The sequence below is a fragment of the Pseudomonas sp. NCHU5216 genome, assembly GCF_052156495.1.
Taxonomy (GTDB): Bacteria; Pseudomonadota; Gammaproteobacteria; order Pseudomonadales; family Pseudomonadaceae; genus Aquipseudomonas.
The window spans coordinates 17,379-43,772 of the sequence record NZ_JBQLIX010000003.1 but is presented as its reverse complement, the minus strand read 5'-3'; the positions used below and the strand labels follow the sequence as shown (position 1 = coordinate 43,772).

The 26,394-nt window shown below is 64.2% G+C and carries 25 protein-coding genes; 18 read left to right on the top strand and 7 right to left on the bottom strand.

Translation table 11 applies throughout. From position 1 onward, the window contains the following. From ACSVIK_RS03315 to ACSVIK_RS03305, 3 genes are all read right to left on the bottom strand, one after another. Window positions 1-690, bottom strand: a complete 690-nt coding sequence (locus tag ACSVIK_RS03315; protein WP_442442956.1) for a class I SAM-dependent methyltransferase — start codon at window positions 688-690, stop codon at window positions 1-3. Window positions 691-772: 82 nt separating this feature from the next. Then, the gene (locus tag ACSVIK_RS03310) at window positions 773-2,044 is read right to left on the bottom strand and encodes a sensor histidine kinase (RefSeq protein WP_442442955.1); all 1,272 of its coding nucleotides are present in this window, start codon (window positions 2,042-2,044) and stop codon (window positions 773-775) included. Continuing rightward, a complete protein-coding gene (locus tag ACSVIK_RS03305; RefSeq protein WP_442442954.1) occupies window positions 2,034-2,717 on the bottom strand; it encodes a response regulator transcription factor in 684 nt (227 codons plus the stop codon). Before ACSVIK_RS03305 ends, ACSVIK_RS03310 begins: the two co-directional genes overlap by 11 nt. A gap of 103 nt (window positions 2,718-2,820) precedes the next feature. Between ACSVIK_RS03305 and ACSVIK_RS03300 the strand changes: the two genes are divergently transcribed. The 5 genes from ACSVIK_RS03300 (at window position 2,821) to ACSVIK_RS03280 (ending at window position 8,373) form a co-directional block, all read left to right on the top strand. After that, on the top strand, window positions 2,821-4,779 hold the full coding sequence (locus tag ACSVIK_RS03300; RefSeq protein ID WP_442442953.1) for an LTA synthase family protein: 1,959 nt from the start codon (window positions 2,821-2,823) through the stop codon (window positions 4,777-4,779). A gap of 10 nt (window positions 4,780-4,789) precedes the next feature. Then, window positions 4,790-5,515, top strand: coding sequence for a phosphatase PAP2 family protein (locus ACSVIK_RS03295; RefSeq protein WP_442442952.1), 726 nt, complete (start codon window positions 4,790-4,792; stop codon window positions 5,513-5,515). Next, a complete protein-coding gene (locus ACSVIK_RS03290; protein ID WP_442442951.1) occupies window positions 5,494-6,192 on the top strand; it encodes a dual specificity protein phosphatase family protein in 699 nt (232 codons plus the stop codon). Before ACSVIK_RS03295 ends, ACSVIK_RS03290 begins: the two co-directional genes overlap by 22 nt. 1 nt (window position 6,193) lies before the next feature. Next, window positions 6,194-6,544: a hypothetical protein gene (locus ACSVIK_RS03285; RefSeq protein WP_442442950.1), complete on the top strand. Its 351-nt coding sequence runs from the start codon at window positions 6,194-6,196 to the stop codon at window positions 6,542-6,544. 200 nt (window positions 6,545-6,744) lie between these two features. Then, a complete protein-coding gene (locus ACSVIK_RS03280; RefSeq protein ID WP_442442949.1) occupies window positions 6,745-8,373 on the top strand; it encodes a methyl-accepting chemotaxis protein in 1,629 nt (542 codons plus the stop codon). A gap of 767 nt (window positions 8,374-9,140) precedes the next feature. Here the strand turns inward: ACSVIK_RS03280 and fabB are convergent. The 3 genes from fabB to ACSVIK_RS03265 form a co-directional block, all read right to left on the bottom strand. Then, window positions 9,141-10,361 (bottom strand): beta-ketoacyl-ACP synthase I, encoded by a 1,221-nt coding sequence (gene fabB / locus ACSVIK_RS03275; protein WP_442442948.1) that lies wholly within the window; start codon window positions 10,359-10,361, stop codon window positions 9,141-9,143. 11 nt (window positions 10,362-10,372) lie between these two features. Continuing rightward, window positions 10,373-10,888, bottom strand: a complete 516-nt coding sequence (gene fabA / locus ACSVIK_RS03270) for a 3-hydroxyacyl-[acyl-carrier-protein] dehydratase FabA (RefSeq protein WP_268177701.1) — start codon at window positions 10,886-10,888, stop codon at window positions 10,373-10,375. A gap of 207 nt (window positions 10,889-11,095) precedes the next feature. Continuing rightward, a complete protein-coding gene (locus ACSVIK_RS03265) occupies window positions 11,096-12,976 on the bottom strand; it encodes a response regulator (RefSeq protein WP_442442947.1) in 1,881 nt (626 codons plus the stop codon). A gap of 276 nt (window positions 12,977-13,252) precedes the next feature. Between ACSVIK_RS03265 and ACSVIK_RS03260 the strand changes: the two genes are divergently transcribed. The 11 genes from ACSVIK_RS03260 to ACSVIK_RS03210 all read left to right on the top strand — a co-directional run bounded on the left by ACSVIK_RS03260 (window position 13,253) and on the right by ACSVIK_RS03210 (window position 23,078). After that, window positions 13,253-14,275: an NAD(P)H-dependent glycerol-3-phosphate dehydrogenase gene (locus ACSVIK_RS03260; protein ID WP_442442946.1), complete on the top strand. Its 1,023-nt coding sequence runs from the start codon at window positions 13,253-13,255 to the stop codon at window positions 14,273-14,275. A 13-nt stretch (window positions 14,276-14,288) separates the two neighbouring features. Next, window positions 14,289-14,636: a DUF4389 domain-containing protein gene (locus ACSVIK_RS03255; protein WP_277374608.1), complete on the top strand. Its 348-nt coding sequence runs from the start codon at window positions 14,289-14,291 to the stop codon at window positions 14,634-14,636. Further along, complete coding sequence (gene sixA, locus ACSVIK_RS03250; RefSeq protein WP_442442945.1) at window positions 14,633-15,088, top strand: phosphohistidine phosphatase SixA; 456 nt, start codon at window positions 14,633-14,635, stop codon at window positions 15,086-15,088. The genes ACSVIK_RS03255 and sixA overlap by 4 nt, the downstream gene beginning before the upstream one ends. A gap of 226 nt (window positions 15,089-15,314) precedes the next feature. Continuing rightward, the gene (locus ACSVIK_RS03245) at window positions 15,315-16,982 is read left to right on the top strand and encodes an AMP-binding protein (RefSeq protein ID WP_442442944.1); all 1,668 of its coding nucleotides are present in this window, start codon (window positions 15,315-15,317) and stop codon (window positions 16,980-16,982) included. 56 nt (window positions 16,983-17,038) lie between these two features. Then, complete coding sequence (locus ACSVIK_RS03240; RefSeq protein ID WP_442442943.1) at window positions 17,039-17,482, top strand: hotdog fold thioesterase; 444 nt, start codon at window positions 17,039-17,041, stop codon at window positions 17,480-17,482. Between the two features lie 56 nt (window positions 17,483-17,538). Beyond that, window positions 17,539-18,342, top strand: a complete 804-nt coding sequence (locus tag ACSVIK_RS03235) for an AraC family ligand binding domain-containing protein (protein ID WP_442442942.1) — start codon at window positions 17,539-17,541, stop codon at window positions 18,340-18,342. Between the two features lie 50 nt (window positions 18,343-18,392). After that, window positions 18,393-19,025 carry a LysE family translocator gene (locus ACSVIK_RS03230; protein WP_442442941.1) on the top strand — a complete coding sequence of 211 codons (633 nt, stop codon included), beginning with the start codon at window positions 18,393-18,395 and terminating at the stop codon, window positions 19,023-19,025. Between the two features lie 97 nt (window positions 19,026-19,122). Further along, window positions 19,123-19,926: an alpha/beta fold hydrolase gene (locus ACSVIK_RS03225; RefSeq protein WP_442442940.1), complete on the top strand. Its 804-nt coding sequence runs from the start codon at window positions 19,123-19,125 to the stop codon at window positions 19,924-19,926. Continuing rightward, window positions 19,923-20,786 (top strand): alpha/beta fold hydrolase, encoded by an 864-nt coding sequence (locus tag ACSVIK_RS03220; protein WP_442442939.1) that lies wholly within the window; start codon window positions 19,923-19,925, stop codon window positions 20,784-20,786. The genes ACSVIK_RS03225 and ACSVIK_RS03220 overlap by 4 nt, the downstream gene beginning before the upstream one ends. 140 nt (window positions 20,787-20,926) lie before the next feature. Next, entirely contained in the window at window positions 20,927-21,742 is an 816-nt protein-coding gene (locus ACSVIK_RS03215) for a DUF4892 domain-containing protein (protein ID WP_442442938.1), read from the top strand. 247 nt (window positions 21,743-21,989) lie between these two features. After that, window positions 21,990-23,078 (top strand): AI-2E family transporter, encoded by a 1,089-nt coding sequence (locus ACSVIK_RS03210; protein WP_442442937.1) that lies wholly within the window; start codon window positions 21,990-21,992, stop codon window positions 23,076-23,078. Here ACSVIK_RS03210 and ACSVIK_RS03205 read toward each other — a convergent pair whose 3' ends face one another. Then, the gene (locus ACSVIK_RS03205; protein WP_442442936.1) at window positions 23,079-24,083 is read right to left on the bottom strand and encodes a patatin-like phospholipase family protein; all 1,005 of its coding nucleotides are present in this window, start codon (window positions 24,081-24,083) and stop codon (window positions 23,079-23,081) included. Window positions 24,084-24,188: 105 nt separating this feature from the next. Between ACSVIK_RS03205 and selD the strand changes: the two genes are divergently transcribed. Further along, window positions 24,189-25,223 carry a selenide, water dikinase SelD gene (selD, locus tag ACSVIK_RS03200; protein WP_442442935.1) on the top strand — a complete coding sequence of 345 codons (1,035 nt, stop codon included), beginning with the start codon at window positions 24,189-24,191 and terminating at the stop codon, window positions 25,221-25,223. Next, window positions 25,223-26,323 carry a tRNA 2-selenouridine(34) synthase MnmH gene (gene mnmH / locus ACSVIK_RS03195; protein WP_442442934.1) on the top strand — a complete coding sequence of 367 codons (1,101 nt, stop codon included), beginning with the start codon at window positions 25,223-25,225 and terminating at the stop codon, window positions 26,321-26,323. The genes selD and mnmH overlap by 1 nt, the downstream gene beginning before the upstream one ends. Window positions 26,324-26,394 lie beyond the last annotated feature (71 nt).

Sequence of the window (26,394 nt, the reverse complement as noted above, 5' to 3'; positions counted from 1 at the left end):
TCAGGCCTCCTTGCGCAGCACATAGGTGCGCCACATGGCATAGCCGGGCAGGAAGTCCAAGTGGCCGACGATGTCGAAACCGGCCTGACGGAACTCCCCTTCGATCACCGCGCGTGGCACCACGAAGCGATTCTGGTTCTGCGTGGCGCGGCCAGCGGCGGCGCGACGGGCTTCCAGGCGGCGGCGCTTCCAGGCCTTGTAATTGCCGTCGACCCACAGCGAGACGATCACGCTGTCGCGGCTGACCCGATGGAATTCACGCAGGATGGCCAGGCGATGCTCACTCGACTCGATATGGTGTAGCAGGCGGATGCAGAAGATGCAGTCCACCGCGTTGGCACCCAGGTCGATGGCGAAGGCCGAGGTACGAAAGCTGTTGACCCGTGCCACGACTTCGCGTGCTTGGGCGGCGCGGGCGGTGGCGAGCATGTCGGCGGAATTGTCGGCAGCGAGGATCACCCGGTTGGGCTGCTCGCAGAGCATGGGCCAGAAGCGCCCGGCGCCGCAGGGCAGGTCGAGTACCAGGTTGGGCTGCTCGGCCAGCTTCAGGGCGCGGCGCGCCACCTGGATGTCGCGCCAATGCGACAGGCGCCTGGCCAGGCCGTCCTGATGCTTGTGCAGGTACTGCTGGGCGTGGTCGAGGTCGTACTTGCGGGAGAATTCCAGTTCGATGGGGCTTGGCTTGTGCATGGCGAACGTCCGGCAATGGATTACATTCGCCACCCTAGTGGTCAGGGCATCAAGCTCGCGTCAAAGGGCTGTGAAAATTTCGTCAAGACGCGGCTGCCAGTTCCACCCGGAAACGGGTTCCGCCCCCAGGCTCGCTCTGCAGGCTGACCTTCCAGCCCTGCTTGGCGCAGATCCGCTTGACCAGCGACAGGCCCAGGCCGAGGCCTTCGCCACGGGCCTGAGGGCCGCGGACGAAGGGCTGGAAGATCTGCTCGTGCTGTTCGGCGGGAATCCCTGCACCGCTGTCTTCGATGCGGAAGGCGCCAGGTTCGAGGATCAGGCGCACGCTGCCGCGTTCGGTGTAGTGCAGGGCATTGCGCAGCAGGTTGGCCATCACCGTGGCGAGAAAGGTGGCGTTGTACTGGCCCTGATCCTGGCCTTCGACGCACACCTGAAAGTCGAGCCCCTTCTCCTGCATCAGTGTTCCCCAACGCATGGCCTGTTCCTCGGCGACACTGGCCAGCGAGCGATCGCCGACGAACGCCGCCGCGTTGCTCTTGTCGCGTGCCAGTTGCAGGAAGGTCTGCACCAGTTCGCGCATCTCCTCGCAGGCACGGGCGATGCGTGCCACCTGTTCCTTTTCGCGCGGGGCCAGCGGCGCCTCGGCGAGCAGTTCACAGGAGGAGGCAATGACCATCAGTGGGGTGCGCAGTTCGTGGCTGACATCGCTGGTGAACAGGCGCTCGCGCTCCAGTGACTGGCGCACCTGACCAAGGGTGCTGTCGAACGCCGCCGCCAGTTGGCCGATCTCGTCGTTCGGGTAGTCCGGTGCCAGAGGGGGCGCCAGTGGGTGTAGCTGGTCGCGGTGGCGCACCTGTTGTGCCAGGCGGGTGATCGGTGCCATGACCTTGCGTGCGGTGAGCAGACCCAGGCCCCAGGCTGCCAGCACGGTGAGCAGAAAACCGGCCAGCACCACGTTGAACAGTGCATTCTCGCGGGCCTCGAACTCCTCCTGTTCCTGCACCAGCATGTAGGTCTGGCCGTTGATCTCCTGCACGTAGACGTAATAGGCCTGGTCGCCGCTGACGACTTCGTTGAAGCCGTCTTGCAGGTGCTTGTACGCCTGCGGAATGGCGTACTCGGGATGATCCGAGGAGAAGAAGCGGGTGCTGCTGTCCAGGCGGGGCGTGTGGCCCTGGCTGATGTCCTCCCTCAGGGTTTCGCTCAGCTCGCGGCTCATGTCCTGAGAAACCAGATGCTCCTCGATGAAATGCACCACCGCGACGATGCTCAGGGAAAACAGGCCACTGACCACCACGGTCATCAGCACGAAGGCGATGAGGATACGCCGCGCGAAGGGTTGCTTAGCCAGCATGGGCAGTCTCCGCCAGGCGATAGCCGACGCCGTGGATGGTATGCAGCAGGGGCGTGGGGAAGGGTTTGTCGAGCACCTGGCGCAACTGGTGGACGTGGCTGCGCAGGCTGTCGCTGTCCGGGCAGTCGTCGCCCCACAGGGCCTCCTCCAATGCTTCGCGGCGCACCACGGCCGGGCTGCGCTGCATGAGGATGGCCAGCAGCTTGAGCCCCAGCGGGTTGAGCTTGAGCGGCTGACCGGCGCGGCTGACATGCAGGGTGTCGAGGTCGTAGACCAGGTCGGCGATCTGCAACTGGCGTTTGCGGCTGCCCTGGCTGCGCCGCAGGATCGCTTCGATACGCGCCACCAGCTCGGACAGGGCGAAGGGTTTGATCAGGTAATCGTCGGCCCCGGCATTGAGGCCCTGCAGGCGGTCATCGAGGGCATCGCGGGCCGTGAGCATGAGGATCGGCACCTCGTTGCGGCCATCCTCGCGCAGGCGCTTGCATACCTGATAGCCGTCGATGCCGGGCAGCATGATATCCAGCACGATCAGGTCGTAATGGCCGGTGCTGGCCAGGTGCAGACCACTCAGCCCGTCCTGGGCGCAATCCACGGTAAAGCCTTTGAGCTGCAGGTAGTCGAGCACGTTGGCGAGGATGTCCCGATTGTCTTCGATGACCAGAATGCGCATTGGTGTTGAGTCCCGGGTTTGACGATTTTTTCACACGGCTTTGACGAGCGGCTAACGCAGCCCTGAGCAGACTGAGGCACGTTCATCCTCGAAGGATCATACGATGCCTCGGCTTCATTACGCGCAACTTCGTTATCTGTCGATCATTTTGCTGGTCTGGCTGGCAGTATTCTTCCTCACCCGCAGCGTGCTGCTGGTCAGCCACCTGGGCGACGCCGGCGTCACGCCGGCCAATCTGCTGGGGCTGTACGGGGTCGGCCTGGTCTATGACCTGAGCTTTCTGCTCTACGCTGCCACGCCCATGACCCTGTACCTGCTGCTGTGCCCGGCCTGGCTGTGGCAGCGGCGCTGGCATCAGCGGCTGCTGCTGGGCGTGGCCGCCGTCAGCATCTTCGTGATGTTTTTCACCGCCGTGGCGGAGTGGCTGTTCTGGGACGAATTCGGGGTGCGCTTCAATTTCATCGCCGTGGATTACCTGGTGTACTCCAAGGAGGTGGTGGACAACATCCTCGAGTCCTACCCGATCTACCCGCTGCTGGCGTTGCTGGCTGCCCTGGCGATTGGCCTGACCTTTCTCCTGCGGCGTGCTCTGCACGATGCGCTGCAGGCGCCGCGTCTGCCATTCAAGCGCGCGGTGCCTAGCGTGATGCTGCTGGCCTTGCTGGTGGGGCTGTGCATTGCCCTGGTCGGCCAGGATGCCCCGCGCGGGTTGGGTGGCAACACCTATCAGCGCGAACTGGCGAGCAATGGGCCGTACCAGTTCTTCGCCGCCTTCCGTAACAACGAACTGGATTACCGGCAGTTCTACGCCACCTTGCCGGATCAGGCCGTGGCCAGTTTGTTGCGCGAGGAAGTGAGCGAACCCAATGCGCGCTTCATCGGTAGCGACCCCGAAGACATCCGCCGGGTGATCGACAACCCGGGCCAGCCCAAGCCGCTCAACGTGGTGCTGGTGACCATCGAGAGCCTCAGTGCCAAGTACCTGGGCAGCTTCGGCGATAGCCGTGGGCTGACGCCGAACCTCGACGAGCTGCGCAAGCATAGCCTGGTGTTCACCCACTTCTATGCCACTGGCACCCGCACCGATCGTGGCCTGGAGGCAATCACCCTGTCCATGCCGCCGACGCCCGGTCGCTCCATCGTCAAGCGCATCGGTCGCGAAGCGGGCTACGCCAGTCTGGGTCAGCAACTGGCTGCCAAGGGCTATGACAGCGTATTCATCTACGGTGGCCGTGGCTATTTCGACAACATGAACGCCTTCTTCGGCGGCAATGGCTATCGCATCGTCGATCAGAGCAGCGTCGCCGATGCCGACATGAGCTTCCAGAACGCCTGGGGCATGGCCGACGAGGATCTCTACCGCCAGGCAGTTAAGGTGGCCGATGCCGACCATGCCAGCGGCAAGCGCTTCTTCCTGCAACTGATGACCACCTCCAACCACCGCCCCTACACCTATCCCGATGGTCGCATCGACATCAAGTCGGGGGAGGGGCGTGAGGGCGCGGTGAAGTACACCGACTATGCCATCGGCCAGTTCCTCGCCGAGGCGCGCCGCAAGCCCTGGTTCGACGACACCCTGTTCATCTTCGTCGCCGACCACACCGCCGGCAGCGCCGGGCGCGAAGACCTGCCGGTGGCCAACTACCACATCCCGCTGTTCGTCTACTCGCCGAAACACATCAACCCGGGCGAATACGCCGATGTGGCCAGCCAGATCGACGTGGCGCCGACGTTGCTGGGGCTGCTGAACATGGATTACGTGTCCACCTTCTTCGGCCGCAACCTGTTGCGTGAGGATCACGCCCAAGGCCGCGCGCTGCTGGGCAACTACCAGCATCTGGGGCTGTTCGACGGCCACGACCTGGCCATTCTCAGCCCGCGCCAGGGCATGCGCCGTCATGTGGATGCCCTTGGCCTCAGCCGTGAGACGCGCGTCGATGCCGACGATCCGCTGATGCGTCGCGACATCGCCTACTACCAGGGCGCCAGCCATGCCTTCAAGAAGCGCCTGATCGCCTGGCATCCCGACGAGCAGCCCAATTCACAACTGAGCCAGCGCTGAGGAGCCGAGCATGAGGTCACGTCATTTCAACTTCCCGCTGGCGCTGGGCATTCCGCTGCTGCTGATGGCCTTGCTGCTGGCGATTGATCCCAGCCCCCTGGACTTCGCCATCGAGCGCCTGTTCTACCAGCCTGGCGAGGGCTTCATCGGTCGGCACAGCTTCTGGCTGGAAGACATCCTGCATGACCGCGCCAAGCAGGCGGTGATTGTAGTCGGTGTGCTGGCCATCGCCGGCTTCCTGCTCAGCCTGTTACCGACGCGGCTGCGCCCCTTGCGCCGGTCGCTGGGTTATCTGGTGCTGGCGCTGGGGCTTTGCGTTTCCGTGGTTACACCCTTGAAGGCGCTGACTGGCATGCATTGCCCCTGGAGCCTGAGCGAGTTCGGTGGCCATGAGCAGTTCACCCCATTGCTGGCCAAGCGGGCGCCCACGGACAAGCCCGGGCGTTGCTGGCCGGGCGGTCACGCTTCGGCCGGCTTCTCGTTGATCGCGCTGTTCTTCGTCCTGCGTGACCGTAGGCCGCGTGCCGCCCGTATCGCGCTGATGGTCGCGCTCGGTCTCGGCTCGTTGTTCTCGCTGGGGCGCATGTTGCAGGGCGCGCATTTTCTTTCACACAACCTGTGGACGCTATTGATCGATTGGGTCATCTGCCTGGTGACTTACCGCCTGCTGTTGTATCGCGCGCCCGTGGCGCAGGTGCAGCAGGGGCAATTGGCATGGGGAGGGCAAGGGCAATGAGAGGGTGGATAGCGATGTTACGCATGACACTGGCAGCAGCAGTCTTTCTGGGTGCCTTGCTGGCGCTGCCGTTGAGCATGGCCTGGGGTGCCAGCAATCCCGCTGTGCCGGCCATGCCGGTGCGTCCGGCCGGCTGGGCACAGCCGCTGGACAAGCACATCAACCTCTACCGCATGGCGCCCGATCTGTATCGCAGCGCCTTGCCCAAGGCTCAGGACTGGCCGCAACTGCAGCACCTCGGCGTGACCACGGTGATCAACTTCTATCAGCAGGGTGACGGGCAATGGCTGCGTGACCCGCGCGTGCGCCAGGTTCATCTGCCGTTGCACACCGACCGTATCGACGACAGCGACGTCATCGAGGTGATGCGCAGCATCCGCCAAGCGCAGGCGCAAGGCCCGGTGCTGATCCACTGCAAGCATGGGCAGAACCGTACCGGCCTGATCGCCGCGATGTATCGAATGATCTATCAGGACTGGAGCAAAGAGCAGGCGCTGGCCGAGATGGCCGGCGGCGGCTTCGGCGGTGAGGATCGCATGGGCGATGCCGAGCGCTACATCCGCGGTGCCGACATCGGCGCGTTACGCACCGCTCTGGAGAGCGGTGCCTGCAGCACCAGCCCCTGGGCGCTGTGCCAACTCAAGGCGGCGTTGTCCGATTGGATGGCCGGTGCCTGACATGAACCTGTACCGGCGGCTGCTGCTGAGCGGGGTGCTGGTCACGCTCGCGGCCTGCCAGAGCCTGCGTGAGAGCATGCTGGCCGCCGACTACCCGCCAGCCTTCGTCGATGGTTTCGAGGCGGGCTGCCAAAGTGGACGGGCAGCCGCCGGCCCGCTGGGCGGTTACACCAAGGCGCTCAGCCGCTATCAGTCCGAGCCTCTGTACACTCAAGGGTGGGACGATGGCTTTCGCCAGTGCGAGCAGAGCCAGCAAGGTGACGACTGGCATGTGAGCAGCGAGCAGGACTGGCGCGATCGCGAATGGCGTCACCATGTCGATCAGGCGATGGCCAAGGCGCTGAATCGCTAGTCGCTCAGCCGCGCGCCGGTCACTTTTCCGTACCTTCGTCCAAACTCCAGATATCTGAACTAGGCTGCTGAAGGGGTCAGTCGTCATGCTGTAGAAGCTGTGCATGTGACCGTTCGAGAACTCAGGCACAAACGCGCCGAGAGCCTCGGGCATTCACAGAATCGCCAGGGGCTTGCGCACAACTGAAACAGGTGAATCGAATGTCGCTGCGCAATATGTCCATTGCTCCCCGTGCAGGTCTGGGGTTCGGTCTGGTGGCGTTGCTGGTCTTGCTGATGGGCATATGGATGCTCGTCACGCTGCAGAACATCAATCAACAGTCACAGGAGGTGGAAGACAACTGGGTACCCAGCATTCTGGCGCTCAACGATCTGTCGCAGACGGTGCTGCGGGTACGCGCGCTGACCCTGCGCGTGCTGGTCGACCGTGACGTGGCCAAGTCCGAGGCGACTCTCAAGCGTGCAGACGAGTTGCTGGCCTATGTCCAAGGCGTCTATGGCACTTATGAGGCGCTGATTTCCTCCGCGCAGGAGCGGCAGCTATTCGAGCAGTTCCGCACGGCCGAGAAAAGCTACCTGGCAGAGCGCGCCGAGGTGCTGCGTTTGGCGCAGACGGGCGATTTCGACGCGGCCATGGCCCGCTTCGAGACAGATGTGCTCAATCGCCATGCCGATGCGCTGGCCACGTCCTTGAGCGCGCTGGCAAAGTTGAACGACGAGGGGGTCAAGGCGGCAACCGAGTCCATAGCGCGTGCCAATAGCGAGGCCCGCTACGGTGTCTTCATCGCCATTGCCCTGGCACTCGGCATCACCATCTTGCTGGCCGTGGTGCTGACCCGCAGTATCGTCGCGCCGCTTGGTGAGGCGGTACAGGCCGCCGAATTCGTTGCGTCTGGCGATCTCACGCAGACCATTCATGCTGCAGGCAAGGACGAGCCGGCGCGCCTGCTGAACGCCCTGAAGGCGATGCAGGGCAGCCTGCGCAGCACCATTCAGAGCATTGCCGACTCGTCCAATCAATTGGCTTCTGCATCCGAAGAGCTGCATGCCGTCACCGAAGACGCCACCCGTGGCCTGCACCAGCAGAACACCGAGATCGAACAGGCGGCTACGGCGGTCAATGAAATGACTGCTGCGGTGGAGGAGGTGGCGCGCAATGCCGTGAGCACCTCGGAAGCCTCGCGCGCTTCCACCCAGACTGCCCACGAGGGGCGCGAACAGGTGCGTCAGACGGTGGAGTCCATCGGTCAGTTGGCAACTGACGTGGCCAGCACCGCCAGCGAGGTGGAGCAACTGGCGCAACGGGTGCAGGAGATCGGCAAGGTGCTCGACGTGATCCACTCCATCGCTGAGCAGACCAACCTGCTGGCGCTCAATGCCGCCATCGAGGCCGCGCGCGCCGGCGAACAGGGCCGTGGTTTCGCCGTGGTGGCCGATGAGGTACGCCTGCTGGCGCAGCGCACGCAGCAGTCGACTCAGGAAATCGAGCAGATGATCGGTGGCATCCAGAGTGGTACCCAGCGTGCCGTCAGCGCCATGCAAAGCAGCAATGGGCGCACGCGCTCGACACTGGAGGTGGCGCAGGCCGCCGGTGGAGCGCTGGAGCAGATTACCGAGGCCATTGCCTCGATCAACGAGCGCAACCTGGTGATCGCCAGTGCCTCGGAAGAGCAGGCGCAGGTGGCGCGAGAGGTGGATCGCAACCTGGTCAATATCCGCGATCTGTCGCTGCAGACTTCGGCTGGGGCCAACCAGACCACTGCTGCGAGTCAGGAACTGTCTCGTCTGGCGGTGGATCTGAACGGCCTGGTGGCGCGCTTCAAGGTTTGAGGTGAGATACGGAAAATGAAAGGTTCTTCGCTGAGTCTCGGGAAAATCAGGCTTGATACCGATACCCGACTGATTTTGTGTGTTGGTTTCGGTCGTTTTCGGTGTTCAAGCTGCTTATCGGCGTTCTGCTGATGTTTTTGGTTTCGCCCTCCCGGGCGAGTCACTTTTAAGGGTAAAAGTAACCAAAACCCTCCGCCCGATCATCCGGCCCTGGCTGCGCCAGGGTTCGCTCACTCCATCGCCGTTCCAGAGGCCCGCCGCGGTGGGCCATCCCTGGCCCATCGCGGCTTTCGCGGCATCCATGCCGCTCAACCTCTTCCACGACGATTCCGTTCGCCCTCCTGGGCGGGCTCTGCACGCGCCTGAACCTGCGGTTACTCCATGGGACTCTTACGCGCTTGATGGGGGCAGCCGTAGGGCGGACTCAGGAGCGCCAGCGAACAGTCCGCCGGGCTATGCCGAGTTCGGCACCACAACCTACGTCCAATACTCCCCCTACCGTGTACTGCTTCCGAGCAGCCGGCGTCCCGAGGCGAATGAAACTACGCGAATGAAAGTTTTGGTTTAACCCGATGGCCGCATCGCGACTTCATAACCCACAGAACACGCCGGACATATCCTGAGATACCGGTTCGTTCGGGCGCGCAAAAGCCCCCTTCAGGAGGCCGAACACAGGGACTGCGCAGGGGCAAGCGGCATGTATGGGGCCACAACCCTTAAATGAAAACGGCGCCCGCAGGCGCCGTTTCTCTTCACAGCTATAGCCGTTACTTGCCAGCCCAGCGCTTGAGCACCAGGGTGGCGTTGGTGCCGCCGAAACCGAAGCTGTTGCTCATCACGGTGTCGATCTTGGCGTTTTCTTCGGTCTTGCGCACGATCGGCATATCGGCCACTTCCGGGTCGAGTTCGTCGATGTTGACCGAGCCGGCGATGAAGTTGTTTTCCATCATCAGCATGCAGTAAATGGCTTCCTGCACGCCGGCGGCGCCCAGGCTGTGGCCGGAGAGGCTCTTGGTGGAGCTGATCTTCGGCGCCTTGTCCGCGAACACTTCACGCACGCCGCGGATCTCCGCCACGTCGCCCACCGGCGTTGAGGTGCCGTGGGTGTTGAGGTAGTCGATCGGCGTGTCGACGGTGGCCAGGGCCTGCTGCATGCAGCGTACCGCGCCTTCACCGCTCGGGGCGACCATGTCGTAACCGTCGCTGGTGGCGCCGTAGCCGACGATCTCGGCGTAGATCTTGGCGCCACGGGCCAGGGCGTGTTCCAGTTCCTCGACCACCACCATGCCGCCACCGCCAGCGATGACGAAACCGTCACGCTTGGCGTCGTAGGCGCGCGAGGCCTTTTCCGGGCTCTCGTTGTACTGGGTGGAGAGGGCGCCCATGGCGTCGAACAGGCAGCTCTGGCTCCAGTGTTCCTCTTCGCCACCACCGGCGAAGACCACGTCCTGCTTGCCCAGCTGGATCTGCTCCATGGCCTGGCCGATGCAATGCGCGCTGGTGGCGCAGGCCGAAGAAATGGAGAAGTTCACGCCCTTGATCTGGAAGGGGGTGGCCAGGCAGGCGGAAACGGTGCTGCCCATGGTGCGGGTGACGCGGTATGGGCCGATGCGCTTGACGCCTTTCTCGCGCAGGGTGTCCAGGGCTTCCATCTGGTTGAAGGTGGAAGCGCCACCGGAGCCTGCGATCAGGCCGGTACGCGGGTTGGAAACCTGCTCCGGGGTCAGGCCGGCGTCCTTGATCGCCTGCTCCATGGACAGGTAGGCGAAGGCGGCCGCGTCGCCCATGAAACGCATGATCTTGCGGTCGATCAGCTCTTCCAGGTTCAGGTTGACGGAGCCAGAAACATGGCTGCGCAGGCCCATTTCCGCGTAGGACGGGTTGAAGCGGATACCCGATTTGCCTTCGCGCAGGCTGCTGGCAACGGTTTCTTTGTCAGTACCCAGGCAGGAAACGATGCCCAGACCGGTAATCACGACACGACGCATATGCAAGTCCTTCAGAAACTGTCGGTGGAGGTGAAGAGGCCGACACGCAGGCCTTCAGCGCTGTAGATTTCACGGCCGTCGACGCTGACGTTGCCATCGGCGATGCCGAGAATCAGCGAGCGGTTGATGGTGCGCTTGATATGAATGTTGTAGGTGACTTTCTTGGCGGTCGGTAGTACCTGGCCGAAGAATTTGACTTCGCCGCTGCCCAGGGCGCGGCCACGGCCGGGGTTGCCCTGCCAGCCGAGGTAAAAACCAACCAGCTGCCACATGGCGTCGAGGCCCAGGCAGCCTGGCATCACCGGGTCGCCCTCGAAGTGGCAGGCGAAGAACCACAGATCCGGGTTGATGTCGAGCTCCGCGACGATTTCGCCCTTGCCATACTTGCCGCCGGTTTCACTGATATGAACGATGCGATCGATCATCAGCATGTTCGGGGCGGGCAGTTGCGCGTTCCCCGGGCCGAACAGTTCGCCACGGCCGCAGGCGAGCAGGTCTTCCCGAGAGTAGGCGTTTGGTTTTGTCATGCGAGCTCCTCAATTGTCCCCATGCATCTAAGGCTGGGCGGATCGTCCTGGCCGGCGCCCACACTGGGTGTATGCCGGCAGCCTAGTCATAGACTATTGCGTTGTGGTGAAAGTCACAGTGCAACGAGTACAGTTGTACTCCGCTGGCTTGCGCTTGTCACAGTGCTGCCATCACGGCATGTAACGGCGTACGTCGTGTGTTCCCTCTCAAGGATGCAGCCAGCGTTGCAGAATGCGCTGCAAGTCGGCTCTTTTGAAGGGTTTGGCCAGATAATCGTTCATCCCGGCGGCCAGGCAGGTTTCGCGGTCGCCCTGCAACGCGTTGGCGGTCAGGGCGATGATCGGCACCGCATGCCCTTGAGCCTGCTGGCGAATCTGCCGGGTGGCTTCGTAACCATCCATCAGCGGCAGGCGGCAATCCATGAGAATCGCCGCGTAAGGCTTCTCTGCAAAGCGCTGCACGGCCTGCTGACCATCGGCAGCCAGGCTGACCCGGTAGCCCAGGCTACGCAACATGGCTTCGATCACGGTCTGGTTGACCGGGTTGTCTTCCACCAGCAGAACCTGCTGGCCATCACCTGTACCCAGAGGTTGACCCTCGATGTCAGCCGGATGTTCCTGTGCTGGACGGAAGGGCAGGGGAATCTCCAGGGTGAACACCGAACCGCTACCTACCTGACTTTCCACGTTCAGGGTGCCGCCCATGCGTTCGGCCAGCGTGCGCGCGATGGGTAGGCCCAGGCCCGTACCGCCATAGCGGCGGGAGATCGAGTTGTCCGCCTGGGCGAAGGCATCGAACATGCGCCCGAGGTGCTCGCTGTCGATGCCGATGCCGGAGTCGCGTACCGAGCAGGTGAACCAGAGCACCTGCTCGTCCAGTATCTGCCACTGGGCGTGCAGGGCGATGCTGCCTTCTTCGGTGAACTTCAGCGCATTGCCGACCAGATTGACCAGGATCTGCCGGATGCGCGTGGGGTCGCCGCTGATTTCCAGGTGTTCCAGGCCCGGCTGGATTTCCAGGGAAAGCTCCAGGCCGCGTTGCTGGGCACTGTGCTGGAACACCTGTACCGACCCTTCGAGCAGTTCCGGCAGGTTGAAGGGAATGCTCTCCAGCTCCAGCGCGCCGCGTTCGATGCGTGAGAAGTCGAGGATATCGTTGATCACCTTGAGCAGGTGTTCGGTGGATTCGGCAGCCAGGGCGGCGTATTCGCTCTGCTCGTCGTTGAGCTCGGTGGTCTCCAGCAGTTGCAGCATGCCCAGCACGCCATTCATCGGGGTGCGCAGCTCATGGCTCATCATGGCCAGGAAATCGGACTTGGCGCGGTTGGCCTGCTCCGACTCTTCGCGCGCCTGCACCAGCGCTTCGATGGCCTGGCGCTGCTCGCGACCGCTGCGATCCAGGGTGCTGGCCAGGTTATTGATGTGTCGGGCGAGGTCGGTCAGCTCGTCGTTGCCCACTTCAGGCAGGGGCTGGCTGTAGTCACCGCCCTGGATGCGCTCCAGCGCCTGGCCCATGGCGCTGATCGGCTGCGCCAGACGCCGCGCCAGGCGGCGGGCAAGGAGGAAGGTCAGGAGCAGGGCTAGCAGTGACAGCACGGCGGCCTTGAGCAGGATCTCCTGCTGCCGGGTGTTGAAGGTGTCGTTGGACATGGCCACCACCACGCGGCCCAGATAGCCATTGTGGGGGGTTGGCGTGCCGAGCACGTTGGCGGCCGGGCGCTGCAGGCGAATGGCGGCCTGGAACACCTCCACGTGCGCCGTACCCTGGCCGTGCGGCTTGGGCCGCTCGACGTAGACCAGGATGTTGTCGTCGCGATCGCGAACCTCGGCGAAGCGCACGTCCGGTGTGTCCAGCGTGGCCCGCAGCAGGCGGTCGAGGGCGTCGAGATTGCCGCTGAGAAACACCTGCTCGGTGGCTGGGGCGAGCTGATTGGCGATCAACTGGCCGGTGTGGTTGAGTTCCTGACGCAGGTCCTGCAAGCGGGTGAAAGTGAGAAACCCCGTCAACAAGAGCGTCAGCAGCAAGGCCGGCCCGACGCTGATCAATTGGGTGCGGGTATGAATGTTCCAGCCACGGCGCTGGCTCATGGCTGAAGACTCTTGGCGGGGGGCAGGGCAGTACCGGCAGGCACGATTCCGTCCTTGGCGATGAACGTCAAACGTGCATGGTAACCGACCTGCAGGGCTTTGCCAGTGTTGCCCCTGCATTTGCCGAAGACGTCTGAGAACCCGTTCAAGCTCTGAGCCTGGCTGTCTCGTTCTGCATGAGGTGTCTGGATCGGGAACTTTTGCCCTGGCCGATGGCTCTCGGCTCCGTATAATGCCTGCACAACGCCAGCCCAGATGGCTTCAATCGGATGATTTATGACTGAATCCCTTCCCATTGCCGTGCTCGGTGGCGGCAGCTTCGGTACCGCGCTGGCCAACCTGCTGGCGGAAAACGGTCAGCGTGTCCTGCAGTGGATGCGCGACCCCGAGCAGGCCGAACAGATGCGCCGCAACGGCGAGAATCCACGCTACCTCAAGGGGGTCAAGCTGCATCCCGGCATCGAGCCGACCAGCGACATGCAGATGGCCCTGGAACAGGCCGAACTGGTGCTGGTGGCCCTGCCTTCCAGTGCGCTGCGCGAGGCCCTGCAGCCGGTGGCCGGGCTCCTGGCTGGCAAGATGCTGATCAGCACCACCAAGGGCATCGAGGCCAAGAGCTTCAAGCTGATGAGCCAGATTCTCGAGGAAATCGCCCCGGCGGCGCGCATTGGGGTGCTGTCCGGGCCGAACCTGGCCAAGGAAGTGGCCGATCACGCCTTGACCGCGACGGTCATCGCCAGCGAGGACGAGGCGCTTTGCCTGCGTGTGCAGGAGGCCCTGCACGGTCGAACCTTCCGCGTTTACGCCAGTGCCGACCGCTTTGGCGTCGAACTCGGCGGTGCGCTGAAGAATGTCTACGCCATCATGTCCGGCATGGCGGCTGCCCTGGACATGGGCGAGAACACCAAGAGCATGCTGATCACCCGCGCCCTGGCGGAGATGACCCGTTTCGCGGTCAAGCTCGGCGCCAACCCCATGACCTTCCTTGGTCTGGCTGGTGTAGGCGACCTGATCGTCACCTGTTCGTCACCGAAAAGCCGCAACTATCAGGTCGGCTTCGCCCTCGGCGAGGGGCTGAGCCTGAAGGAGGCGGTGGAACGCCTGGGTGAGGTGGCGGAGGGGGTCAACACCCTGCGCGTGCTCAAGGCCCGTGCCGAGGAGCTGGACGTCTACATGCCTCTGGTCGCCGGTTTGCATGCCGTACTGTTCGAGGGGCGCACCCTGGCCCAGGTGATCGAGCTGCTGATGACCGCCGAGCCGAAAACCGATGTCGATTTCATCCCCACCGCAGGTTTCTGAAGGAGAACAGGCCATGAGCGACGAACAACGGGAACTGGCGCGCGAATCGATACTGCTGCGCATCCTCTGGATGGTGATTTTCGTCATCGTCTGGCAACTGGCGGAGCTGCTGCTGGGTGCCGTGGTGCTGCTGCAACTGGGTTATCGCCTGTTCTACGGGGCACCGAATGCCAGCCTGCTGGGTTTTGGCGACAGCCTCAGCCAGTACCTGGCGCAGATCGGCCGCTTCGGCACCTTCAATACCGATGAAAAACCCTGGCCTTTCGCCGACTGGCCGACGCCACGCGCGCCGGAAGGCGAGGCGGCGCACAGCATCCCGCCAGCGCCGCACCCGGTGCGTGACGAGGAGCCCAAGCTGTGAGGCTATGGCTGCTGCGTCATGGTGAGGCCGAGCCGCAGGCGGCCAGCGACGCCGCCCGCGAACTCACCGCCCATGGTCGCAAGGAAGTGCGGCAGGCTGCCGCGCAACTGGCCGGGCGGCCGCTGACCGCCATCATCGCCAGCCCTTACGTGCGTGCGCAGCAGACGGCGGAACTGGTGCGCAGCGAACTGGCATTCGCCGGCCAGATAGATACCGTGCCCTGGCTGACACCGGGCAATGACCCACGGGATGTTCTGCAACACCTGGATGAGCGAGAAGGCGCCGAGGTGTTGCTGGTCAGCCACCAGCCGCTGATTGGTGCGCTGGGTGGCTTACTGGTGCATGGCCACTATCAGGAACCGCTGCCCATGCGGACGGCCAGCCTGGCGGAGCTGCAAGGCGATATGGCGGCTGCCGGAGCGATGGAATTGCTGGCGCTTATTCATCAGTAAGGCAGCTACAAGCTTCAAGCTGCAGGCTTCAAGCAAGAGCAAGAGCAAGAGCAAGAGCAAGAGCTGCGGGCGGGCGTTGGGCTTGGCGTAAGCTCGCCTGCCGCCTGCCGCCTGCCGCCTGTAGCAGAAACATTTCTTAACTTGCGCCTCCGTTGTCTGCGTGGAATAGTCAACCAAGCAAGTGCTTGGTTGACCCCCTCTACAAAAACAACAAGGAGGACGCCCTGTGGCCGATGCGATCCGTTTGCCGCTCGAGCTGTTCTATGAGCGTGAAGCAAGGCACCCGAACAAACGCTACATGGTTCAACCGCTGCCCGGCGGCCAACTGCTCGAGTTGAGCTGGGCGGATGTAGGGGAGCAGGCGCGGCGCGCGGCCAACTGGCTGCGCAGCCGCGAACTGGCTCCCGGCAGCCGTATCGCCATCGTTTCCAAAAACTGCGCGCACTGGATCATCGCCGACCTGGCGATCTGGATGGCCGGGCACGTCTCGGTGCCGCTGTATCCCAACCTCACCGCCGACTCGCTGCGCCAGGTGCTGGTGCACTCGGAGGCGGTTCTGGCCTTCATCGGCAAGCTCGACGACTGGCCGAGCATGGCGCCGGGCTTGCCCGAAGGCCTGCCGACCATCAGCCTGCCCTTGCACCCCTTGGGCAGCTTCGACTACCGCTGGGACGACCTGCAGCGCAGCGCGCCGATCCAGGACGACCCCAAGCCGGCGCCTGGCCAACTGGCGACCCTCATCTATACCTCGGGCACCACCGGCATGCCCAAGGGGGTGATGCACAGCTTCGCCAATCTGGGCTTCGCCGCCAGCAATGCCATCGGCCTGTTCGGCGTGGGCGAGGAGGATCGGGTGATTTCCTACCTGCCGCTGTGCCATGTGGCCGAGCGCATGTTCGTCGAACTGGCCTCAATGTACGGAGGGCAGACGGTGTTCTTCGCCGAGAGCCTGGATACTTTCCTCGACGACCTCAAACGGGCGCGTCCTACCGTGATGTTCGGCGTGCCACGGATCTGGACCAAATTCCAGATGGGCGTGTACAGCAAGATGCCGGCGCACAAGCTCGAGCGCCTGCTCAGGTTGCCGATCATCGGCCGTCTGGTCGGGCGCAAGGTGCTCGCCGGGCTCGGCCTCGATGCCATCCGTTACGCCCTGTCCGGCGCTGCGCCGGTGCCCGAGGCGCTGCTCAACTGGTACCGGCGCCTGGGTATGGAAATCCAGGAGGTCTACGGCATGACCGAAAACTGTGGTTACTCCCATGTATGCCGGCCCGGGCGTTTCAAGCAGGGCTGGATTGGCCAGAACAATCCGGGCGTGGAGGTACGCATCGCCGAGGACGGCGAGGTGCAGGTGCGCAGTGGTGCCAATATGCAGGGTTATTACAAGGAACCGCTGAAGACCGCTGAGGCCATCACCGACGATGGTTTCCTGCGTACCGGCGACAAGGGCGAGCAGGACGCCGAGGGCAACCTGCGTCTGACCGGGCGGATCAAGGAGATCTTCAAGACCAGCAAGGGCAAGTACGTGGCGCCTGCGCCCATCGAGAACCGCCTGGGCGAGCACCCGCGGATCGAACAGGTGTGCGTGGTGGGCGATGGCCTGCCGCAGCCCATCGCGCTCTGCGTGCTGTCGGATATCGGTCGCCAGGAGGCCGCCAACGAGGCGCGCGCAGACCTCGAAAGCAGTCTGCGTACGCTGGTCGAGGAGATCAATGGGCGTCTCGACCAGCACGAACGTCTGCAGGGGCTGGTACTGGTCAAGGAAGTCTGGGGCGTGGATAACGGCTTTCTCACGCCGACGCTGAAGATCAAACGTGCGGTGATCGAAGGCACCTACGGCGAGTGCTTCGGCGAATGGCAGCAGCGTGGCGAAGTGGTGCTCTGGCACGATTGAAGCCTGTGGTGGGCTGGCGCATGCTGGCCCGGTCTTTCCAGCGCAAGGATATTTCCATGAGTCTTTGGCAGCGTACGCCTGACCTCGACGCACTCAACGCGACCCGCAGTAATACCATCGGCGAGGTACTCGACATCCGTTTCGAGGCCTTCGACGACGAGTCGATCAGCGCCAGCATGGCGGTCGATGCTCGTACCCATCAGCCTTATGGCCTGCTGCACGGCGGCGCCTCGGTGGTGCTCGCCGAAACCCTGGGCTCGATGGCCAGCTACCTGTGCATCGATCCCGAGCGTTTCTATTGCGTGGGTCTTGAGGTGAACGCCAATCACCTGCGTGGCTTGCGCAGTGGGCGCGTTCACGCGGTGGCGCGCGCCGTGCATCTGGGGCGCAGCACCCATGTCTGGGACATCCGCCTGCATGGCGATGACGGCAAACCCAGTTGCATCTCACGCCTGACCGTGGCCATCGTGCCGCTGGGTCAGCAGCCGCCAGGGCGCTGAGCAGGGCTGCAATTTCATCCAAGCTTTAGCCGAGCCATGGCGCTAGAGTGGGCGCCATGGAACAGATCACTCACATCCAGAGCAGTTTGCCCGGCGTCCGCCTGATCGACGCCGAGTACCATCGCTTCGCCTTTCCCCGGCATTTCCACCTCGAATATCACGTCGGCCTGCTGGTGCAGGGGCAGCACCGCTATGTCTATGGCGGCGAGCGGCGTCAGGCCGGGGCAGGGGATGTGCTGCTGATGGCGCCGGAGGGCATCCACGACGGTGCCTGCCTGGATGGTTCGGGCTATCGCATTCGGGTCATGGCCTTCGATCCGCATTGGCTCGACGAAGCCAGCCGCAGCCTCAGCGATGGGCGCCAGGGCGCACCGCGGCTGACCACCACCAGCCTGCGTCATCCCATGCTGGCGCAGCGCCTGCAGCACTTCCATGCGGCCATGCTCGAGGGTTCGTCACTGGCTCAGGAAAGCGCGCTGTGGCAGGCCCTGGCGCAGTTGCTGGAAATGGGCTCGACCTTGCGTATCAGTGAGCCGGAGCGGGCATTCGACCGGCAAACCTGGCAGCGCCTGCGCGATTGGCTGGAGAGTCGCCTGGACGATCCTCCTTCACTGGAGGAACTCGCCGCCTTCTGCGCCATGAGTCCCTGGCAGGCGTTGCGGCGTTTCCGTCAGCACACCGGTCTGCCGCCGCACCAGTGGCTCACCCAGTTGCGCCTGCAACGCGCGTTGCCGCTGGTACTGGCGGGGCAGTCCCTGAGCGAGATCGCCCTGCGCCTGGGCTTCTACGATCAGGCGCATTTCTCGCGGCTGTTCCGTCGTACCTATGGGCTGCCGCCGGCGCGCCTGCGCCAGGGCTAGCAGCCTGCTGACAGCCCCACCGTTTCGCAAACTATCACCTGGAGATTCCCATGCAGGAGACATCCGTCTTGCTGTCGCTGGCTGCCGTGTTCGCGCTGGCTCTCATCAGCCCAGGCCCCGATGTGGCGCTGGTGGTGCGTACGGCCTTGCATCAGGGCCGCCGGGCCGGTCTGCTCAGTGCCTTGGGGCTGGCCTGCGGCATTCTTCTGCATGGCACCCTGGTGCTCAGCGGCGTGGCATTGCTGCTCAGCCGCACTCATTGGCTGTTCGAGTTGGTACAGGTCGGCGGTGCGCTCTACCTGGGCTGGCTGGGTATCGGTGCGGTACAGGCCTGGTGGCGCGGCGGCACGAGCAGTCGGCGCCTGGATGGCGAATTGGCGCCTTCGGCATTCGGCCCCTGGTTGCGCGGAGTGCTGACCAACCTGGGCAACCCCAAGGCGCTGGTGTTCTTCCTGGCGCTGCTCAGCAGCCTGGTACCGGCGGACATGTCGCTGCCGGGCAAGATGGCCTGCGCCGCGTTGCTGTTCGGCCTCAGCCTGTTCTGGTTCAGCCTGCTGGGCCTGACCCTGAGTCGCCCGGCGATGCGTCAGCGGCTGCTGCAGGTGGCGCCGACCGTCGATTTCGTTTGTGGTCTGGTGTTTCTACTGGTGGCCGTGAGCATCGTCGGACATCTGCTGTCATAGGCCTGGCCATTGCGCCGTCATCCATGGCGCTTACGCTCATTGCCGGCCCGGCAGGGCTGCTGGAGAATTGCTGCATGTTCTCTTGCAGGAATCGCGCATGTCGCAGCCGATCTTCTTCGCTCACGCCAACGGCTTTCCATCTGCCACCTACGGCAAGCTGTTCGCCGCGCTGGCGCCGGACTACCGGGTGCTGCATCTCCAGCAGCATGGCCACGACCCGGCGTTTCCGGTGGATGACAACTGGAGCAATCTGGTGGAGGAGCTGATCCACCATCTGCGCCAGGGCGGCGAGCAGGTCTGGGGCGTCGGCCATTCGCTCGGTGGCGTGCTGCATTACCATGCCGCACTGCGCTTCCCGGAGTTGTACCGCGGCGTGGTGATGCTCGACTCGCCGATACTGACCCTGGCCGATCGCATGATGATCCGTGCGGCCAAGCGCTTCGGCTTCATCGATCGCATCACCCCGGCAGGGCGAACCCTGGGCCGGCGCGAGGCGTTCGCCGACCTGGCCGAGGCGCGTAGCTATTTCGCCGGCAAGACCTTGTTCAGACGTTTCGACCCCGAGTGCCTTGATGCCTATGTCGAGCATGGCTTGCAGCCAGTGGAGCAGGGCCTGCGCCTGCGTTTCGACGCGGCGACGGAAATCAGCATCTACCGCAGCGTGCCGCATATCGCGCCGGGCAAGCCGCGCCAGCTGGCCGTGCCGTTGGCCATGGTGCGGGGGCGGCATAGCCGTGTGGTGTTGCCGCACCATACCCGCGCGGTACGGCGCATGCCACGCGCCGAATACCACCAGCTTCCGGGTGGGCACATGTTCCCTCTGGAGCGCCCGCAGGACACCGCAGCGCTGCTGCGCCAGTTGTTCGCGCGCTGGAGCGCTGCCGAGGAGGTGTGCGCATGAGCCTGGCATTCGAGGAAGTGCGTCTGAGCCTGCCGCACATCGAGCTGGCCGCCCATCTGTATGGCCCGGAGGATGGCAGGCCGGTGATCGCCCTGCACGGTTGGCTGGACAACGCCGCCACCTTCGCGCACCTGGCGCCGCGCCTGCATGGGCTGCGCATCGTCGCCCTGGATTTCGCCGGGCACGGCCATTCCGATCATCGCCCGCCGGGCTCGGATTACGCACTCTGGGCCAATGCCCATGACGTGTTGATGGTCGCCGAGCAGTTCGGCTGGCAGCGCTTCTCCATTCTCGGTCATTCCATGGGCGCCATCACCGCGGTGCTGCTGGCCGCTGCCACGCCCGAGCGTGTCGAGCGCCTGGCGCTGATCGACGGCTTGCTGCCCTATACCAGCGAGGCGGATGAAGCGCCGGCCAAGCTGGGTGATGCCTTGCGCGCCAAGCTGGCCCTGGAAGGCAAGCGCAAACCGGTCTATGCCGACCTGGAACGTGCGGTGAAGGCGCGTATGACCGGCATCGGTGCGGTCAGTTACGCCGCCGCCGAACTGCTCGCCCGGCGCGGGCTGATGCCGGTGCCGGGTGGCTATACCTGGCGCAGCGATGCGCGCCTGACCCTGCCTTCGCCGCTGCGCCTGAGCCGCGCCCATGCCGAGGCCTTCGTGCGTGCGCTGCAGTGTCCGGTGAGCCTGGTGCTGGCCGAGCAGGGCATGGTGCTGGCGCAGCCGCAACTGGAGCCCTTGCTGGCCAGCCTGCCGTTCGAGATCCATCGCCTGCCTGGGGGGCATCATCTGCACCTGAACGATGAGGCCGGGGCCCAGCGTGTAGCGGATTGTTTCAATCCATTCCTGGCCTCGCCTTGACTTGATGGCGCCCCTTGGGGAAAGGTGTGGCGGTCTGCCATGGAGAATTGCATGATCGTCCCATTCACTTCTTTCATCTGCCGCGCACAGCGCCGGGTTGCGGCATCCCCTTCCTTCGTCGCCTCGTCGCAGTGGGTGCGATGAGCAGGCCGCTAGGTTGGTTTGCCGCCCTGGCGGCCGCATTGTGCTGTGCTCCGATCTGGGCGGCGGACGTGCCTGGTAGCCAGGATCTCGAGGTGTTGCCACGCTTTCCGGCGAGCCAGATCGTCGCCTATCAGAGCAGCCCGGACGTGGAGCGGATCTACCCGCAAGGCGCCGTGCGCCGTATCAGTGGCCGTTTGCGCTACGAGCGCGAAGTGCAGGGCGAAGGGCGGTTACAAGCCGTGACCTACCGAGTGCCGAGCACCCACACGGCTGACCAGGTTTTCGACGAAGCCCGCAACACGCTGCTGGCAGATGGTGCCGAGCTGCTGTACTGGTGTCAGGGGCGCGAATGCGGGTCGAGCAGCCTGTGGGCCAACGCAGTGTTCGGCGATGCCACGCTGTATGGCTCTGACAACCAGCAGGCCTATGCCCTGTTGCGCCTGACCGAGCCTCGGCATGACAGCCTGGTGGCGCTGTACAGCATCACCCGCGGCAATCGCCGCGCCTACCTGCATGCCGAGCAGTTCGACGCAAAAAGCGCTCTGGGTCGACTGCTGCCGACGCCCGCCACCTTGCTGCGCCAGCTACGCAGTGAAGGCGTGTTGAGCCTGTCCGAAGATGCCACGCCCGATGCCGAGTGGAGCCAGCTACTGGCGCGTAGCCTCAACCTCGACAGCACCTTGCGCGTCAGTCTCAGCGGTGCCCAGGCAGAGGTCTGGCGTGAGGCACTGATCGCGCAGCGCGTGCGTGAAGCTCGCCTGGAACTGGGCGAGCCTCAGGAAGGTATATTGCAGGTCAGGCTATTGCGCTAGCAGGCTGTTGAAAAACTACCTGCGTTGGCAATACTGCGTTAAAAATAGCCTCAGAGTGCTCGTTTACAGCACGTAAACCCGAATGCGGGCCCAGTGCTTTCTTCGGCCATTTTTGCCTTGTCTTGCCTGCCTCGCCTACGTTTTTCAATGGCCTGCTAGTATCGCCAGGTTCGTTTCCCAGGTTCCATCCAGAGCGCCCATGTCGGGCGCTCTGTCATTGACGTGAACATTCAAGGAGTTCGCCGCCATGGCCACCAATGATCGGCTGCTGGTGCAGATACTGTTGCTCGGCCTGCTGGCCGCCAGCCTCTGGGTGCTCGCGCCATTCTGGTCGGCGCTGTTCTGGGCCGCGCTGCTGGCATTCGCCAGTTGGCCGCTGATGCGTCGTTTGAGCCTGCTGCTGGGTGGGCGTCTGTCCCTGGCCGCCGGCATTCTCACCGGCTGCTGGGTGTTGCTGGTGGCGGTGCCGCTGGTGTTGCTGGGGTTCAACCTGGCCGACCACATCAAGGATGCCAATGCCCTGATCAAGGATCTGCAGGTCGACGGCCTGCCGCCGCCGCCCACCTGGTTGGATGGCCTGCCGCTGGTGGGGCAGAGCCTGGCGGAGCTGTGGCGCACCATCGATCAGCAGGGCGTGGCCTTCCTCGACACCTTGCGCCCCTATCTGGGGCAGGTTGGCAACTGGTTGCTGGCGCGCAGCGCGCGAATCGGCGGGGGCATGCTCGAACTGGCCCTGAGCCTGGTGCTGGTGTTCTTCTTCTACCGGGATGGCCCGCGCCTGGCGGTGTTCGTGCACAGCCTGCTGGAGCGCTTGATCGCCGATCGCGCCGACCATTATCTGGAGCTGGTGGCCGGTACGGTGCAGCGGGTGGTCAACGGGGTGATAGGTACGGCCGCAGCGCAGGCACTGCTGGCCTATGTCGGCTTTCTCATCGCTGGCGTGCCGGGGGCGCTGTTGCTGGGGCTGCTGACCTTCGGCTGCAGCCTGATCATGGTGCCGCCGCTGATCTGGGGGCCGGCCGTGGCCTGGCTGGTATGGCAGGGCGAGATCGGCATGGCGATCTTTCTCGGCATCTGGGGGTTCTTCGTGATCAGCGGCGTGGACAACATCCTCAAGCCCTATCTGATCAGCCGTGGCGGCAACCTGCCCTTGGTGGTGGTGTTGCTCGGCGTGTTCGGTGGCATCCTGGCCTTCGGCTTCATGGGTCTGTTCCTTGGCCCGACCCTGCTGGCGGTGGCCTACAGCCTGCTCAGCGACTGGGTGGCAGACAAGACGCCAGCCAGCCAGGCCATGGCGGAAAAGGCGTTGCCCAGCAGCGAGGAAGCGCGCGGCTGATCAGCCGTGATCATGTTCGTATTTGTCCAGGGTGTCGCGGGCGATCTGACGGCCGAGCATGATCAGCTCCGGCGCCTTGTAGAACTCGAAGAAGCGACAGACACGCTTGGGCACGTTGATCAGGACGTCCGGCGGGTAACCGGCGATCTTGTATTGCGCCAGCGAGGTCTGCATCACCTCCACGCTCTGGTTGATCAGTTCGAGCAACGATGCCGGGCCGCTGAGCTCGGCGATGCGCGAGCCGCTGGCGGACTTGGGCGCGGGGCTGTCCTCGGCCTGGCTGGGGGCTGCCGGCACGCTGGCGGCGCTGGCCTGGCGCTGTTCTTCGGCCAGCAGCAGGCTGTCGTCGTCCTTGCGCTTGAAGCTGGGCAGGCGGGCGCCGAGCGAGGCCATCAACTGGTCGATACGCCCCTTGAGTGCCGGCGGGCGCTCGATTACCGGCAGGCTGTAGCGCAACTGGTTGGTGGCGTTGAGGTTGACCGCCACGATCAAGTCGCAATGGCTGGACACCACCGGCACGATGGGCAGCGGGTTGAGCAGACCGCCATCGACCAGCACGCGCTTGCCCTGGATCACCGGGGTGAACAGGCTGGGGATGGCGGCCGAGGCGCGCATGGCCTGATGCAGGCAGCCTTCCTGGAACCAGATTTCCTGCTGGTTGGTGAGGTCGGTGGCCACGGCGGTGAAGGGGATCGATAGCTGTTCGATATCGATGTCGCCGACGATCTCGTGGATGCGCCCGAACACCCGTTCGCCGCGAATCGCACCGAGGCGGAAGCTGACATCGAGCAGGCGCAGCACGTCGAGATAATCCAGGCTTTCGATCCATTGGCGGTACTGGTCGAGCTTGCCGGCGGCGAAGATGCCACCGACCACCGCCCCCATGGAACAACCCGCGATGCAGCCGATCTCATAGCCGCGTGCCTGTAGTTCGTCGATCACGCCGATGTGTGCGTAGCCACGCGCACCACCGGAGCCCAGTACCAGTGCGACTCTCTTGCTCATCACCGTTTCCCCCGAATTCAGCCCCGACCTTACCCTTCGCCGTGTGCGGCGCCAAGGCACCTTTTGCTAGAATTCGCCGCCAAGTCGTCCCTGCCGGAGCATGCAATGAGCGAGCCGATCCGTTTGACCCAATACAGCCATGGTGCCGGATGCGGCTGCAAGATTTCCCCCAAGGTGCTGGAAGTGATCCTGGCCGGCAGCGGCGCACAGCATCTCGACCCGCGCCTGTGGGTCGGCAATGCCTCCCGTGACGACGCGGCGGTCTACGCCATCGACGAGCAGCGCGGGGTGGTTTCGACCACCGACTTCTTCATGCCCATCGTCGACGACCCTTTCGATTTCGGCCGCATCGCCGCCACCAACGCCATCAGCGATATCTACGCCATGGGCGGCGACCCGCTGATGGCCATTGCCATCCTTGGCTGGCCGGTCAACGTGCTCGCTCCGGAAGTGGCACGTGAGGTGATCCGTGGCGGCCGCGCGGTGTGCGACGAAGCCGGCATTCCCCTGGCTGGCGGTCATTCCATCGATGCGCCGGAGCCGATCTTCGGTCTGGCGGTGACCGGCCTGGTGGAAAAACGCCACCTCAAACGCAACGACACGGCGCGGGTTGGCTGCAAGCTGTACCTGACCAAGCCGCTGGGCATCGGCATTCTCACCACCGCCGAGAAGAAGGCCAAACTGCGTGGCGAGGACATCGGCCTGGCGCGTGACTGGATGTGCACCCTGAACAAGCCCGGCAGCCGCTTCGGCAAGCTCGATGGGGTTTGCGCCATGACCGATGTGACCGGCTTCGGCCTGCTCGGCCATCTGGTGGAAATGGCCGATGGCAGCGGCCTCAGCGCCCGCATCGAGTTCGCTCGCGTGCCGCGCCTGGCCGGCGTGGAGCATTACCTGGAGCAGGGCTGCATCCCGGGCGGCACGCTGCGCAACTTCGACAGCTACGGCGAGCGCATCGCACCGCTGCCCGAGCTGGTCAAACTGCTGCTGTGTGATCCGCAGACCAGCGGTGGTCTGCTGATCGCGGTGGCGCCGGAGGGCGAGGCCGAGTTTCTCGCCACGGCCACCGAGCTGGGCCTGGAGCTGTCGCCCATCGGCGAGCTGGTGGAGCGACAGCGTCACGCGGTCGAGGTGTACTGATGCGCGACGATTGCACCGACTACCGCGAACTCTTCCTGCATGACCGACCGCTGATGGATACCCGTGCTCCCGTGGAGTTCGTCAAGGGGGCCTTTCCAGGCGCGCTCAACCTGCCGCTGATGACCGATATCGAACGACAGAAGGTGGGCACCTGCTACAAGCAGCAGGGCCAGCAGGCGGCCATCGAACTGGGCCATCAACTAGTCAGCGGGCGCACCAAGGCCGAGCGTATCGAGGCCTGGGCAAGGTTCGCCAAGGCCAATCCCGAGGGTTATCTGTACTGCTTCCGCGGTGGTCTGCGCTCGCAGATCGTCCAGCAGTGGCTCAAGAGCGAGGCCGGCATCGACTACCCGCGCGTGGTCGGCGGCTACAAGGCGCTGCGCAGCTTCCTCCTGCATACCACCGAACAGGCGCTGCAGGAGTGCAGGTTCGTGCTGGTCGGCGGCATGACCGGCACCGGCAAGACCGAGGTGATCGCACAACTGGCCAATGCCGTGGATCTGGAAGGCCATGCCAACCACCGTGGCTCCAGCTTCGGCAAGCGCGCCAGCGCCCAACCGGCGCAGATCGATTTCGAGAACGCCCTGGCCATCGACCTGCTCAAGCGTCGTGCTGCCGGCCAGCAGCAGTTCGTGCTGGAGGACGAGGCGCGTCTGATCGGTCGTTGCTCCCTGCCATTGCCGCTGCACCAGGGCATGCAGCATTACCCACTGGTGTGGCTGGAAGACAGTCTGCAGAATCGCATCGAGCGTATCCTCCAGGCCTATGTGGTGGAGCTGTGCGCGGAGTTCGTCGCGCAACAGGGCGCAGAGACGGGGTTCGCCGCCTACGCCGCGCGCCTGCGCGAAAGCCTGGCCAACATCACTCGGCGCCTGGGCGGCGAGCGTTACCAGCGCCTCGCCGCGATCATGGATCAGGCCTTGGCCGAGCAGGAAGCCGATGGCCAGGTGGACACGCACCGTGGCTGGATCGAAGCCTTGTTGGTGGAGTATTACGATCCCATGTACGTGTTCCAGCGCGAGAGCAAGGCAGGGCGTATCGAATTCGCCGGTGAGCAGCAAGCCGTGGTGCAATACTTGCGTGAGCGAAACGGCGAGTGAGCCGGGCACTTTCGTTGTGCTGCAGCGTCATAGGCTGGGCCAAGTCCGTAGTCATATCCGTTCGAGGAGTG